The sequence below is a fragment of the Marivirga lumbricoides genome (genome assembly GCF_014636295.1).
Lineage (GTDB): Bacteria > Bacteroidota > Bacteroidia > Cytophagales > Cyclobacteriaceae > Marivirga > Marivirga lumbricoides.
This window is the reverse complement of sequence record NZ_BMEC01000013.1, coordinates 1-15,891: the sequence shown is the minus strand read 5'-3', so window position 1 is coordinate 15,891 and position 15,891 is coordinate 1. Positions and strand designations below refer to the sequence as shown.

Here is a 15,891-nt window from a genome sequence, read left to right as displayed (position 1 = left end):
TTTTTTCTAATATCATAGGGACCAACCAAACTAAAAAGATGGAGAAATATAAAAAGGCTACTGCTATATGTACAAAGTCCGGCCCATTGAATAAACTCACTTAAGTCCTGAGAATATTTGAACGAAGTATTCTATACTTAATGAAAAATGAAAATACCCACCATCAAAGGAATTATTGACCGAAGAATTCTTATCAATTACCAAATTGACAAAGAAGTGCTTGAAAATTATTTACCCAAACCATTTAAGCCAAAGTTGGTCAATGGAAAAGGCATTGCCGGTATTTGTTTAATTAGGCTGAAGGAAATCAGGCCTAAAGGCTTTCCCAGCCAATTAGGCATATCTTCTGAAAATGGAGCTCACAGAATTGCTGTAGAATGGTACGAAAAAGGAAAATTAAAAGAAGGCGTATATATTCCCAGAAGAGATACATCTTCCAAATTAAATGCATTGGCAGGAGGTAGAATCTTTCCAGGTGTTCATCACCTGGCTGATTTTACAGTAAAAGAATCTGATGGAAGCTATGAAGTAGCTTTTGTAAGTGATGATAAAACTTCTCTTTCTATTAAAGCAAAGGAAACCACTCAGTGGAATAAAGAAAGCATATTTGAAAACCTAAAATCTGTTTCTGAGTTTTTCGAAAAAAGTTCAGTAGGCTTTTCTCCTAACAAAAATAATTTTGATGCCCTTGAACTCAAAACATCCTCCTGGAAAGTATCGCTTTTAGAAGTAGAAAAGGTAGAGTCAAGCTTTTTTGAAGATCGTGATATATTTCCTGAAGGTTCGGTGAAGTTTGATAATGCACTATTAATGAAAAATATTGCACATGAGTGGATCGGATTAGAAAAGATTCGAGGTGCTTATTAAAATACATGATAAATTCTCTTCTCCAAAAAACTTTAAAAAGAGTTCTTTTTAGCAATCCCTTAGGAACATTTGAACTCTAACATAAGCATTGATGGAAATTTCAAGTCTTAAATTTTCCCTATCTTCATCATTAATCCATCTACCACTAATGCTGTCTCAATTTGAAGGTCTACCATACCAATATCGAAGAATACCAAACGAAAATTCCACAGTTAGAAAGGAAACTAAAAATGCTTTCAATTTCCCGGGCAGTGGTTTTTGTTCTCTCTCTTATAGCAATAGCTTATCTGGCCAATGAAAGAATGATAATGGCATTGTGGGTAGTAACTCCCATCGGGATTATTGGATTTGCATTACTGTTGATGAGCTACAACAAATTAAACAAGCGGAAAAAGAAACTTAATTTTTTAATTCAAATTAATGAGCAGGAATTGCTCAGGTTAGAAAATAAACTATCAGAATTTTCTGAAGGTCATAATTATTTCACATATGAGCATCCTTATCTGGCCGACTTAGATGTGTTCGGTGTTCACTCCTTGTTTCAGTTACTCAACAGAACTACTACAGAATCAGGAAGCCTCTTGCTCGCCAGTTGGCTCTCAAAAGCGGCCTCTAAAGATACAATTTTGGAAAGGCAGCAAGCCATTAAGGAATTGCTGCCTAAGTTGGAATGGAGGCAGGAATTTCAGGCTGCCGGTCTGCCATTTATGAATACTGAGACTGAGCATCAAAAGCTTTTGAAGTGGATTGAGAAAAAAGAGCACTTATTACCGAAACAAAGAAATTACATAATAGGAAGCATATTTTTGAGAATATCATTCACCATTTTTGCTATTTTATGTGTTATAAACTCCTTTTCTGAAGGCTTCAACTTCTACTTATTCCCTTTTCTTACTGTAGCATTTATCAATGTTTTTATACTAAGAAAAGTATCACCTATTGCAGAGGAAATTATTGACGATACCTACGATAATGTGCGTGTGTTAGGTGGGTATGAGGAGTTGGCTCAATTGATTATATCGTCAACTTTCCAATCTGGAAAACTGTTGAAACTGCAGTCAGATCTAAAGTATAAAAAGAATGCTTCCGCTACTAATGAAATTAACAAGATAAGGAAGCTTTTAGAAGCCTTTCAATTGAGAGGTACCAAAAAGAGCGATAGTAATAAGTTTTATCTTCTTTTTAACAGTTTTTGGCTACTGGATATTCATTACATTATTCAAACTGAGAAATGGAAGCATAAAAACAGGAAGCATGTGAGCCAGTGGATAGATGCCATCAGCGAGTTTGAGGTATTAAATAGTTTGGCTGGCTTTGCCTACTCTAATCAGGGTTTTGTTTTTCCTAAAATTGCAGCCACACCTTATAAACTAAGTTTTAAAAAGTTGGGCCACCCTTTACTTAAAGCTGAAACCAGGGTTTGCAATGATTTTGCATTGGAGGGAAAAGGTCAAATAGCCATGGTTACAGGCTCTAATATGGCGGGCAAAAGCACCTTCTTAAGAACCATTGGAGTAAATCTGATCTTAGCACATATGGGGGCACCTTGCTGTGCACAATCAGCAGAAGTTTCACAACTGATATTGTTTACCAGTATGCGCACGCAGGATAACCTGGACGAAGGTGTTTCGTCATTTTATGCGGAATTGAAAAAAGTGGAGGAATTGCTTCAACTGATCAAAAGCGGAGAACCTATATTTTTCATGTTGGATGAAATGTTTAAAGGCACTAATTCGGAGGATAGGTACAGAGGGGGAGTGTCCCTGATTAAACAGCTGAGTGAGCTTAATGCTTTTGGTATCATTTCTACGCACGATTTGGAGATGGCTAAATTAGCAGGTAATCATATGATAGTCACTAATTATAGTTTTAACAGTAAAATTGCCAAAGATGAATTACTTTTCACCTACCATTTAGATGAGGGAATATGTACAGACTTCAATGCCAGCGAACTAATGAGAAAAAGTGGTATAAATCTGCTTGATAATATTGAAAAGATGGTTTAATTGTATAAGCATCCGTTCAGATCCTTCACTCCACAGGAGCTTCATCAATCACTTCCAGGCAGGTAATAATTACCGGTTTTCCCTTCATGCAAATGCTGCCTACATCATTAGCAGGTTCAAAGCCAAGTCGCACGCGTTGCCCGTCTACGTAATTGAAATCCCATAAAGGATCTTCTGTTGCGCCTTCCGGTAAGGGAGGAGTACCACAAAAGCCCCATCGCCATACAGGCTCAAGGTAGTCTCCATTGTCTAACTTAAAAAGGAAGCCGCAGCCATCCAGTCCTGATAAATCTTCAACAGTAGCGGTATAGATACAATCTTTCGAAATATGGGCCGACTCAGATTCGCAGGCTACAAATCCGGTGATAAGCATTATTGATACTACAAATGATTTTAAAGGTTTCATAAACAAGGGTTTTGAAAGTTGTGGAGAAAAGACACTAATACAGTGTAAAAGGTTGGAAGTGAGGGGGTAAAAGTTCTCTCTGAGTTTTAGGCTTCAGTACAAATAATAAAAATGCATGTTTTTACAACTTTGCCACATTTATTGCGATTCTTTTTACAAGAACCAATTTACAAATTTTAAAAAACTATGGAACAACCAAAAAAGAAGGATTCCGGAGAAGGAACTTCTAAAAAGCAAGAACAATTATCGCAGTATAAGAAAGATCCTACCAATAAGCCACTCACTACCAAGCAGGGGCTTAAGGTAAATGATACCAACAATTCTCTAAAAAGTGGGGAGCGTGGCGCTACACTTTTAGAGGACTTTTTGCTTCGTGAAAAAATCTCCAGTTTTGACCATGAGCGCATTCCGGAACGCATTGTACATGCCAGGGGAAGCGGGGCACACGGTGTATTTGAGCTTTATAAACCTATCCCTGAATATACCAAAGCCGGAATTTTCAATGATACCAGCCGAAAAACACCTGTTTTTGTAAGATTTTCAACTGTAGCAGGCTCAAAGGGGTCACCGGACCTTGCAAGGGATGTACGTGGTTTTGCTACTAAATTCTACACAGATGAAGGTACATGGGATTTGGTAGGGAATAACATGCCTATCTTTTTTATTCAGGATGCCATGAAATTTCCTGACCTTATACACTCTGTAAAGCCAGAGCCGCACAGAGAAATACCACAGGCAGCTTCAGCTCACGATACTTTTTATGATTTTGTCTCTCATACCACGGAAACATTGCATAACCATATATGGGTAATGAGTGATAGAGCCATTCCACGTAGTTTGAGGATGATGGAGGGCTTTGGGATTCATAGCTTCCGAATGATCAACGACAAGGGAGAAGCGCATTTTGTAAAATTCCATTGGAAACCATTGTTAGGGATTCATTCTGTAACCTGGGACGAGGCACTGAAGATAAATGGGGCAGATCCTGATTTCCATAGAAGAGATTTATGGGATGCCATAGAAGCCGGCCAGTATCCGGAGTGGGAGCTAGGCTTACAATTGATTCCTGAAGCAGATGAACATAAATTCGATTTCGATTTGCTGGATCCTACCAAGCTTATCCCTGAAGAAATGGTTCCTGTACAAACCGTGGGTAAAATGACCCTCAACAGAAATCCTGATAACTTTTTTGCAGAAACAGAGCAGGTAGCTTTTCTGCCGGGCCATATTGTGCCTGGTCTGGATTTTACCAACGATCCATTATTGCAGGGAAGGCTCTTCTCCTACAGAGATACACAACTTTCCCGATTAGGGTCTATTAATTTTCAGCAAATCCCGATTAATAAATCTGTTGCTGAAACACATAATAATCAGAGGGACGGGCACATGCAAATGGAAATTCCTAAAGGTAAAACCGCCTATTTTCCCAACTCAATAGGTGGCGGTTGTCCGCATTTAAGCAAAATAGCGGAAGGCGCTTTCGATTCTTACGAAGAAAGGATTGATGCTAAAAAAGTAAGAACCCGAAGTGAGAGTTTCAGTGATCATTTTTCACAACCGGCATTGTTTTATAGAAGTTTGGCAGAATGGGAGCAAGCCCATGTAGCAGCTGCTTACACTTTTGAATTGGGTAAATGTACCTACGATTCAGTGAAATCAAGAATGTTATGGGTAATCAATCAAATTGATGAAAAGTTAGCGCAGAAAGTAGCCGAAGGGTTGGGGATGGAAGTGCCTGCTAAAATTGAACAACCGATTAATCAGGCAATAGGTGCCGATGCGGATGTTAAGAAGCATCAACCAGGCAAGAAGAAGAACTACTTAGATAAATCACCTGCTTTAAGCCAGGCTAATACCAAGTTTGACAGCATTGCTACGCGTAAAGTGGCTGTTTTAGTGGCAGACGGTTTTAGCAGTAAAGATTATGAAAAGGTAATCAATTCTCTTGAAAAGGAGGGTGCTATGTTAATGCTGGTTGCTCCTCATGGTGGAAATGTTAAGTGTGATAAGGGTCATGATCATCCTGTAGATGCAGCTATCAATACTACTGAAAGTGTGCTTTTTGATGCAGTGTATGTACCAGGGGGTAAAAAATCAGTAGAAATGCTGGTGAAGACCGCTAAATTCACTAAGTTTTTGAATGAAGCTTTTAAACACTGTAAAGCCATTGCTGCTAATAATGAAGGAGAAGAGCTGATTGATAAAACAGTAATAAAAGCTTTTAAAGATGACAAAGCAGTCTTTATCAATGACTCTGCCGATGAATTCAGAAATGCCATTGCCCAACATAGAAACTGGGATAGAATGGCTGTAGCTGAAGAAGTAGCAGTATAAATTAATTGTCTGGATTAGGATTAAAAGATTAGAAGATGATAGGATTTTGGTTTTAGAGATTTGGAAGGTTAAAAGATAAATACATATCTTTATTTTTCTAAAAAACTCCGCTAAAATAAACCAAAGCAATCAAATATTTAAAATCCTAGTCCAGGCATATTATGGAGTTTGAAGAAATAACTCATAAAATAATTGGCTGTGCAATGAAGGTTCACAGCACTTTAGGAAATGGCTTTCAAGAAGTGATTTATCAGCGAGCCTTAGCTATTGAGATGGAAAAGCAAGGCTTAACCTTCAAACGAGAAATGGAGATGACTATCTTTTATGAAGGCGTTGAAATTGGAATTAGGAGAGTAGATTTCTTCGTGCAAGATAGTATTATGGTTGAACTGAAAGCGCTGATAAGGCTGGATGAAGCTCATTTAGCTCAGGCCATGAATTATTGTCAGGCTTATAATTTGCCAATAGGTTTACTTCTCAATTTCGGAGCAAAAAGTCTAGAATTTAAGAGGGTATACAATGTAAATCATAATGATAATAAAGACTTTATTAAGACAAAGTCAATGAGAAGAAAAATGTAATTAATATAAATAAAACCGAATCAGTAGTTAATCCTCTAATCCTTAAATCTTAAAAATCCTAATTCGGACAATGAGTAAGCGCATCATTATTTTCTTTATTTTAACCTTCATTAATTCCCACCCTTCAAGTCTACCTTTTTTAACTTGCTAAAATATTTTAGCAAGCTATAATCTTAATATTATCCTTATTTTTATTTGTAAATTGAAAACGTTTGCATTTCATAAGAAATGAAAATTTATAAGTGAATAAAATAGCGTTATTTTAATTTAAATACACAAAATTATTCAATCTGATGTAGTTTTGATGAATTGTATTTTTCCGTGTGATGTGGATTTGTAGTAGTAAGTTATTTTACTACATATGTCAGAATGCGAACTTGCAGGCTCAACAAAACCTAAAACAATGCATTACCTGAAAAATTATAAAAGAGAAAACCTGTTTTTCTTTCCTTTCTCATTTCTTATTCATCTGAATTATCAAATCTTCGGATTTCTTTCTTTGCCATTTCTACGGCAGGTTTACTAAAGTACTTCTATCAACCTTTTTGAGCTGAACTATTTTGTTTCATTTTTTAAACATTTCAATCATGATGTACCTAAAAACCTATGTTAAGTATTTTATGGTAGTTTCTCTGAGCTTCATCAGCTTGGGCCTTAGTGCACAAACTTCCATTCCTTTTATTATCGAAAATAATTCCCCTTATCCAGATAGTGAATTATTTGTAGCTATTGTGGGTGAGGATCTAACGCCTCAGGCTAACCATATCTGGGTAGATGCCGCAAATGGCAATATATTGCCTATGTCACCTTCTTACAATACGGTGCAAGGTCCTGTAATTGGGGGTAATACCGGGCCGGGACAAAACGGACTGTATGCAGATTGTTTTACACGTTTAAGCGATATTCCTAATAATACATTTACACTTCCTCCTATTCAGGGTTGCCGTGTTTTTATCTCCTATGGTGAGCAATTATACTTTTATTTCTTTGGCTCTTCAGGAGCACAAAAGGGTTATACTTCGCCAAGCTATACCAATCCTACTGATCCTAACAACGGAATTTTGTACGAGATTATTGAGCTAACCAATGATGAAATAGGCTTTTTTGGTAATACTACCAGGGTAGATTCTTATCAGTATTCCATCGGTATGGAGTTGTTTGGGAATGATGGTTACTACAAGAAAGTAGGAGAGATTGCCACGCCTGCTGAAATAACCTCAGCATTCCAGGCCAGTGTGCCGCTAGAGTTTCAGGGATGCTACGATCCTGCTACGGGAGAAATTACAGCACCTGCCAAAACAGAGGCTTTTGCAGATGGCAGTATTGGAACCATGCCCAATCCAGGACCTTATGTAAATTATATGAAACCCTACGTGGATGCAGTTTGGAATAAATATGCCAATGAAGATTTAGTTTTTGATGCTGGCGATGCCGGCATTTGGAGGGGTAGAGTTCAAGGTGAACAGCTTGTTATGACAAGTACTTCCACTGCTTTTGAAGGCAGACAGGCAATTATTGTCCGAAGGCCCACCACTCAGGAAGTATTTGAAGGAAAAGGCGTGCTGGATAACATTGTTCAGGATAAAACAACTGACCTATTAGTGCAGGCACAAATTTGTGCAGCTTTGAACCGCCATGTAATAGATGTTACCACGCCAAATGTGGGTTTGCAGGATTGGTCGAATTCAGCTGAATATTACCAGCAGTCACCCTGCAACCACTATGCAAAATTCTGGCATCAGCAAGGCATCAGCGTAGATCAGCTTGCCTATGGTTTTGCTTATGATGATGTATTCGAATATTCTTCCTCCGTGCATACCCCCAACCCTAACAGAGTGGTAGTTAGTTTCGGGCCGTACACAGATGGCGGTGGAAATGACAACGATGAAGACATTACCGGCATGGGCGGAAATCTTTCAGTTCAGTTTACAGATTCTCCAGCCGGAGAAGGGTTTGCCAACCTGATTGACAATGATGCTGCAACCAAATACCTCACTTTTAACAGCTCTGCATGGGTACAATTTCAGGCTAATAATGATTATTCCTTGAGTAGCTATAGTATTACTTCTGCTAATGATGCCCCTCAAAGAGATCCACTCAACTGGAATTTGCAGGGTTCTAATGACGGTGTCAACTGGACAGCACTGGATGTGCGTTCAGGAGTTGATTTCCCTTCCAGGCAACAAAAGCAAACTTTTCAGGTGGCGGCTAATAGTGCCTTTACTTATTTTAGGTTTAATCTAACAAACAATAGTGGCAGTATTCTGCAATTAGCAGAGATAGAATTGTTCGGAGAAGGAAGCAGTTCAGGTTTTAGCCAGACAATTCAGGCAGAAAATTATAGCAGCATGTCTGGTGTGCAATTGGAAAATGGGGCAGGGGCGGAAGCCGGCCAGAACGTAGGCTATATTGATACCAATGATTGGATGGCTTTCAATTCAATTAACATTCCGAACTCAGGTAATTACACGGTTTCCTATAGGGTAGCGAGTGAAGGAAGTGGTGGAGAATTATCCCTTGATGTAAATGGAGGAGCTAATGTACTTGGTTACCGTACAGTGCCAGGCACAGGCGGATGGTACAACTGGACTACCGTTTCCCATACTGTTTACATTGAAGCGGGAACCTATAATTTTGGCATCTTCGCACAAACAGGAGGCTGGAATCTGGACTCATGGACAATTTCTTCAGCTTCCGGAGCAAGTGCGCAATCTGCAGCCACAGCTTTCAATTCTGAGAATTCAATGTTGGAAATCACTGAGATTGGCTTATCGCCCAACCCAGCTAAAAGCCAGTTGCAAATTGACTTCACCGCAGAGCATGCCAACCTCACTTTATTAAATGCGCATGGCAGGTTAATGGAGTCCACCTCCAATGTTTCCTCAGGCTCTTTGCTGAGTATCTCGCACCTCAAAAAAGGACTATACTTTTTACAGGTGGAAATTGACGGTAAAGTAACAGTAAAGCGCTTTATCAAAGAATAATCTTATGCCCTCTGCTATGCTCAAGCTAAACTTCATGGCAATGCAGAGGGCCATGTTCAACTAAAACAATATAATATTATGAAAATTTTACGATGGATGACATTCAGCGGAATACTTCTGCTAATGCAAATGAATTTGAAGGCACAAAACTGGCAGCTTGTGTGGCAGGATGAATTTACCAACGGAATAGGCCCTGACTGGGTATTTGAGACAGGTAATGGTGGCTGGGGTAATAATGAGCTTCAGTATTACAGAAGCCAGAATGCTACAGTGCAAAATGGTAATTTAGTAATTACTGCAAAGCAGGAAAACTTTGGAGGCTCAAACTACACTTCGGCAAGAATGAAAACGCAGGGTAGAAAAAGCTTTAAATATGGTAGAATAGAAGCCAGAATGGCATTGCCATCAGGGCAGGGATTGTGGCCTGCCTTCTGGATGTTAGGCAGCAATATTACTTCTGTCGGCTGGCCTGCTTGTGGGGAAATTGATATCATGGAGCATGTGAATACAGCGCCTGAGGTACATGGAACCATCCACTGGAGAGATCATAACGGTGATTATGCCAACTATGGAGGCTATACTAATACTAATGTTGGCGCATACCATGTATATTCTGTAGAATGGAATCAAAATGCTATCCGCTGGTTTATTGACGGACAGCAGTACCATGTAGTGGACATCAGCAATGGAGTAAACGGCACCAGCGAGTTCCAAAACAATTTCTTTATATTGCTGAACTTAGCCGTAGGAGGTAACTGGCCTGGCTTCTCAATAGATAATGGCGCCTTGCCTGCACAAATGCTGGTAGACTATGTACGCGTATATCAGGGTGGCGGCAGCAATCCTAACCCCTCTTTCAATTTAGTTACTCAGGCAGAGAACTACAGCAACATGAATGGCGTGCAGATAGAAGCTACTTCAGATGCCGGAGGAGGCCAAAATGTTGGCTACATTGATTCAGGAGACTGGATGGCTTACAATGGTATAACAATTCCTTCTTCAGGCTATTATACAGTGAATTACAGAGTGGCCAGTGTGAATGGAGGCCAGCTTTCTCTTGATGTAAACAGCGGATCAACAGTACTTGGGAATGTTTCCATTCCTGCTACAGGGGGCTGGCAAAACTGGACTACCGTTTCGCATACAGTTTATATTAATGCGGGAACCTATAATTTTGGGATTTTTGCCCAAACAGGAGGCTGGAACATTAACTGGTGGCAGATTACCCGCCAAAGTAACGCTGCAACCATAGCTTCTTCCGAAACCCTCAATTCTTCATCTAGTTCTGCTGAGCTTACACAGGCTATGGTAATAAATGTTTATCCTAATCCTGCGGAGGATATATTAAATGTGAAGCTACCCGAAGGTTTTAGCGGTGATGCCACATCTGTAAAGGTAATTAACAGCGCGGGTAAAGTAATGCTCAAAGGAAAGCTTAGCTCCGGACAGCTGAACATCAGCAAATTACCACAGGGCTTGTATACTTTACAAGCAGTGAAAGGAGAAGAAGTTGTTTCACAGCGATTTATCAAAAAGTAAGCTTAGTTCTATTTTAAGTTTGGGCTGTCTTGGTTTTAGCCGGGACGCCCTTCTTAATTAATCGGACTTAAGGTTAATTGCGCAAGATAGACAATGATGTTTCTCAATTTTCTCCTCTATTGAATAGTAACCAAAAACCAAATAAATATGAAGTACATTAACATGAAAGTACTCATGGGTATACTCTTACTCATGAGTTTCCAGACGGGCTTTGCCCAGCAGACAAAGGAGCAAAAAGCACTAGGTAGCACAAGCTCTTTTAAAGCTACGCTTAAAAGTAAGTTAGTTCAACAGCGCACCGTGCAACAGCCTGGGCTCACTTCAGGCATTACGATGGCAACTCCCAATAATGAAGAAGTAAAGCTGAATATTCGCTTTGAGGAAGAGGTGAAAAACAGCCTTACCCTTGTGGGGGATGTAAATGGAGAAGAAGAAAACAGTTTCTTTATCAGAACTGAAGGGGATGAACTGCGCGGCAATATTGTATTAAAGTCAGAGAAACTGGCCTATGAATTTTACAGTGATAAATTGGGTAATGCTTTTTTACGCGAAAAACCAATAGATCAGGTAATTTGTATAGAATATCCTGAGCAGATAAATCAGGCTAAAGTTCCTCAAACAGAAGCAAAGGCAGCTGATTTTGAAGTAGCTGAAAATGTGTATGACCTACAGAGTTTACCGGGAGCCTATGGCGTGGTATTGCTGGATTTTGACGGATACTTTTTGCCTGCCGGAACTGGCTGGATCAATGGTAACTCTCTCAATGCAGCGCCTTCAGGAATGTCTGATGCGGCCATTCAGGAAGCCTGGGATTTAATCAGTGAAGATTTTCGTCCCTTCAATATCAACATCACTACAAGTCAGGCAGTTTACAATTCTTATCCGCAAAACAGAAGGCAAAGATGCGTTTTTACACCTACTAACAATGCAGCTCCGGGTGCAGGTGGTGTAGCCTTTGTAACAGGTTTCGGCTATCAGGATTGGCCCTGCTGGGTATTCATTCTTTCAGGAAAGTCAGGTGGTGAAGCAGCTTCTCATGAAATTGGCCATACACTTGGCCTGGGGCATGATGGTAGAACCAATCCGGAAGAAGGTTATTTCAGAGGACATGGTGATTGGGCACCTATTATGGGTGTAGGTTATTATGAGCCTATTACGCAATGGAGTCGTGGAGAATATAATTTTGCCAATAATACCCAAAACGATTTAAGCATTATGGCCAGTTATGTGGGTTTCCGTGCAGATGATCATGGTAATAATTTCGGAGGATCCACTTTTATCAACAAAGACGGATCAGGAAATATTAACATGCAATATGGTGTGATAGAGACCAATGGAGATATGGATATGTTTGAGTTTACCAGCGGAACAGGCAATGTAACATTAGATATTAATACAGTTTCTCGCCACGGTAATTTAGATGTTCTGGTCAATCTCTATGAAGGATCAACTGGAAATTTGATTGGAGTTTTTAACGGAGGAGGATTGAATACACGCCTGGAAGCCTACCTTGATGCCGGTACTTACTACCTTGGAGTAGAAGGCACCGGAGCCGGAAATCCTGCCACTAATGGATATTCTGACTATGGTTCATTGGGTAGCTTTTGGATTTCCGGAACAGTTCCTGCCGGTGGTGGCGGAGGAAATTCGGTAGTAACCGTCTACCAGAATTGTAATTATGGAGGTTATGCAGTAGGTCTGGGGGTAGGAAACTATAACCTGTCAGATTTACAAGCCAGGGGAATAGCAAATGATGACATTTCCTCTATCCGCGTGCAGTCAGGCTACAAGGCCACATTGTATTGGGATGTTAACTTTTCAGGAAGTACCATTGTAAAAACAGGAGATGATAATTGTTTGGTGGATGATGCATTTAATGATAAAGTTACCTCTATCGTGATAGCGCCTGCTAATTCTGCCAATTTGATTGAAGCTGAAAGCTATAGCGCAATGAATGGCGTGCAACTGGAAAACTGCTCCGAAGGAGGTCAGAATGTCGGATACATTGAAACTGCCGACTGGATGGCCTATAATGGAATCAACTTTCCTTCATCAGGAAGCTATTTAATAGAGTACAGAGTAGCCAGTGAAGTTGGAGGAGGCCGTTTATCGGCAGATATTAACGGTGGAACAACCATATTAGGTGAAGTCGCTATCCCTAACACTGGTGGATGGCAAAACTGGCAAACAGTTTCCCATACTGTTAACGTGAATGCCGGAACTTATCCTTTTGGAATCTACGCACAGGCAGGTGGCTGGAACATCAACTGGATCAGAATTACCTACCAGGGAGCTGCAGCGCAACCAGCTACCAGTCCAGAGGTAGATCTTCAGGCTTCAGAAACTGCTGCGAGTTTAAATGGTTCACTGGCATTATATCCTAACCCGGTGACGGATAAATTGTATTGTCAGTTTGCAGGAGAGAAAGCGCATATTACCATCCTCAATACAACAGGTCAGTTAATGGCTGATATCCCTGAGTTTAGCTCTGGAGACTACCTGGAACTAGCAGGGTTGGAAAGTGGGGTGTACCTGATCAAAATCCAAACGGAAGAAAAGCAAATCACCAAACGTGTGGTAAAGAAATAAGGTAGAAAAGCCTAATTCAGGCTATAAATATAATGAGAACCGTCATGCCGGAAAATTAAGACTTACCTTTTAAAAGTCTTAATTTATCCGGTATCTCGTAAATCACTTATCATGTGAGTTATTAGCCTAGGCACTACATTTTTTTGGTAAAAGAAAATTATCCGTGATCTCATTAAGTGTCATGGGGAAACAGGAAGGCTTAATTTATTCTGACTGTGCCGACTGATCGGCCTACCTCACTTATCACTATTACCAGGCTTAGGTTTAAAATGAAAGCCGCTTTCAATCGGGCAACCGAAAGAAAGTGGTTTTTCTTTTTCCAAGCATATTGGAAATGGTGTAGGTAGCCGTACTATGCATTAACTCATCCCGACTCTCTTTCAGAGACCCACCCTTCTCTTCCTGGAAGAGAGGGGAAAGATTTATCTTTAGACAAATCAGGGGTGAGTTTAAAAAATAGAAGAATAAGATGATAATAAATCAGGAGCCTGCCAGCCCTTTGTTTGGCGTTTTCACAACAAATCTCATTATACATGGTGCAAGTGTCCCACTTGTACCTCATATTCTCTGCTAAAAATATCATTGGGAATCTAAAAGAATCCATTCCATTAAGAGATTTTTTTCATAGAATCAATTTTCGAAGGGAAAGGGTATCTGCCATTAGTGCAACAGCTGGAAAGTTGGCAGTCATTATTTGGAATATGGTGGTCAAGGGTATTCCTTATGTCAACCCGGAAGGATATCTATTCCTGGACCAGAAAAGAAAACTCGGATTGGTCAAGCGAATTAAAAAAGAAATGGATAAATTCGGTCTGACTAATGAAGATATTGGATTTACAAATGGCTTATTACCAATTGTTTAAATTTACGTTAGCCAGAGTTTGACAGGAAAAATGACAATATGAAACAATTTTTTTTAATAATACTTTTACTTATTATTCCTTTAATCAATATTTCAGCACAAGGAAAAATACCGACTTTAACTGGAAAAGTTGAAATTTCTATTACCGAAGGAACTTTTGAGTGTGATTTAACATTAAGTGAGATTCCTCAAATCAAAGACTATTTCATCCGACTAAATTCCGGAATGAATATTCTTCATATGAGAAGTAAAAAACCTAATGATTTTTTAATCTTCTTCAGTAAATCTCTAAATGACAGCTTATCGACTGGAGAGAGTAATGCCTATTATTTTAAAGATAATAATGGAACAGGGAAATTTCTTCCAGAATCCATTCAATTTAAATACGTAGGAAAGTTCCCTGTCGTAAAAGATACGATTGAAAATTATAGCCGGAAAGATTGGAAAGGTAACATAGCATTTAATAAAAATTCAGTTCGTTCAGACGGTTTTCAGTCTGCTTGGTATCCAGTCTTGTACGATGTAGCAAACGATAAAGCATTTGATAAAGTAAAATACGATATTGAGTTAACTTGTTCTGACTGTAATACCTTATACATTAATGGAAATAAACCAATCAACGCGAAATCCTCTAATTTTAAAAGTGAAAGCCCACAAGAACTAACACTTTTTTGTGGGAATTACGAGTTTTCTGAATTAAACAATACTTTCTTTTTAAATTCAGGGCTTGATAATGAGCAAATAAAAGAATTTGGAGAACTTATAAATTCGTACAAGAAGTTTTATACTCAAAATTTAAAAATACCGTTTGACCAACCGGTTAGTTTTATTCAAACAACACCAACATCGAAAAAAGATGGATGGATGTTTGTATCATACCCAACAATTATGAGCATTGGTTGGAGAAATGGATTAAAAAGTATTGTAGAACCAAAATATCAAAATTTTTACCGACCATTCATCGCCCACGAACTGGGACATTTTTATTTTGGAACTTTCAAAGTATTCAATTCCGAGCTTGGAGATATGATGAGCGAAGGCTTTGCAGAATTTTTATCATTGCAGTTGACAAAAAAAATAATTGGAGAAGGAGTTTACGAGGAAAAGATAAACGAAAAAATTAAAAATTTAGAAAATTTCAATGCTATACCCTTTGCTAAAATAAAATCCTACTCTGAATACAATAACAGACAGTTATATGTTTACAATTATGCGCCAATAATATTTTTGGCAATCGAAAAAGAAATAGGTGAAAAGAAAATGTGGGAATGGTTAAACACATTATTGACTACACCAACTAAATTTACAAACTATAATTTCTTAACTTCAACATTAGAACAAACATTGAACAATGACAAAGAATATAACTCTTTGAAAACAGAATACTTTGAAAGTGACAAATCACTTGAAAATGCTATAGACAAACTTAAAAAGGAATAACAAAACTACCCACAACAAATGCGGCTATGAAAAGCCATAAGAAAGCCATCCAAACATAAATGATAGGTTTGTTCTATGAATTTATAATATTTAATCCAAAACACTACTGACATGGTTGAAACTGTTGATTGTGTGTAGGTTTTGGGCAGGACCTAGTGTAGGCTTCCCCTAATTAGAACTGTTTATTTGTCAGAAGTTACAGTTTTACCTCTGTTGGCGGTACCGCCAACAGAGGTAAATTCTGAAAATTCTATCGGTGCCATTTTCCCCAGGGCATCATGGG

General features: G+C 38.9%; 10 protein-coding genes. 9 read left to right on the top strand and 1 reads right to left on the bottom strand.

The features are described 5' to 3' along the window. The first annotated feature begins 147 nt into the window (after positions 1-147). Both IEV85_RS18555 and IEV85_RS18550 read left to right on the top strand, forming a co-directional pair. The gene (locus tag IEV85_RS18555) at positions 148-867 is read left to right on the top strand and encodes a DUF2071 domain-containing protein (protein WP_188466276.1); all 720 of its coding nucleotides are present in this window, start codon (positions 148-150) and stop codon (positions 865-867) included. Between the two features lie 230 nt (positions 868-1,097). After that, positions 1,098-2,873: a MutS-related protein gene (locus tag IEV85_RS18550; RefSeq protein ID WP_229712650.1), complete on the top strand. Its 1,776-nt coding sequence runs from the start codon at positions 1,098-1,100 to the stop codon at positions 2,871-2,873. Between the two features lie 25 nt (positions 2,874-2,898). Here IEV85_RS18550 and IEV85_RS18545 read toward each other — a convergent pair whose 3' ends face one another. Beyond that, positions 2,899-3,279, bottom strand: a complete 381-nt coding sequence (locus tag IEV85_RS18545; protein ID WP_188466272.1) for a hypothetical protein — start codon at positions 3,277-3,279, stop codon at positions 2,899-2,901. Positions 3,280-3,465: 186 nt separating this feature from the next. Here IEV85_RS18545 and IEV85_RS18540 point away from each other — a divergent pair, with 186 nt between their 5' ends. From IEV85_RS18540 to IEV85_RS18495, 7 genes are all read left to right on the top strand, one after another. After that, complete coding sequence (locus IEV85_RS18540; protein ID WP_188466270.1) at positions 3,466-5,613, top strand: catalase; 2,148 nt, start codon at positions 3,466-3,468, stop codon at positions 5,611-5,613. A gap of 161 nt (positions 5,614-5,774) precedes the next feature. Further along, on the top strand, positions 5,775-6,194 hold the full coding sequence (locus IEV85_RS18535) for a GxxExxY protein (protein WP_188466268.1): 420 nt from the start codon (positions 5,775-5,777) through the stop codon (positions 6,192-6,194). Between the two features lie 587 nt (positions 6,195-6,781). Further along, entirely contained in the window at positions 6,782-9,178 is a 2,397-nt protein-coding gene (locus tag IEV85_RS24935) for a beta-1,3-glucanase family protein (RefSeq protein WP_229712649.1), read from the top strand. Between the two features lie 78 nt (positions 9,179-9,256). Beyond that, a complete protein-coding gene (locus IEV85_RS18510) occupies positions 9,257-10,717 on the top strand; it encodes a carbohydrate-binding protein (RefSeq protein WP_188466266.1) in 1,461 nt (486 codons plus the stop codon). Between the two features lie 147 nt (positions 10,718-10,864). Beyond that, on the top strand, positions 10,865-13,306 hold the full coding sequence (locus IEV85_RS24930) for a carbohydrate-binding protein (RefSeq protein WP_229712648.1): 2,442 nt from the start codon (positions 10,865-10,867) through the stop codon (positions 13,304-13,306). A 533-nt stretch (positions 13,307-13,839) separates the two neighbouring features. Continuing rightward, positions 13,840-14,169 carry a hypothetical protein gene (locus IEV85_RS18500; protein WP_188466264.1) on the top strand — a complete coding sequence of 110 codons (330 nt, stop codon included), beginning with the start codon at positions 13,840-13,842 and terminating at the stop codon, positions 14,167-14,169. A 38-nt stretch (positions 14,170-14,207) separates the two neighbouring features. Then, entirely contained in the window at positions 14,208-15,608 is a 1,401-nt protein-coding gene (locus tag IEV85_RS18495; RefSeq protein WP_188466262.1) for a gluzincin family metallopeptidase, read from the top strand. The last annotated feature ends 283 nt before the right edge of the window (positions 15,609-15,891 follow it).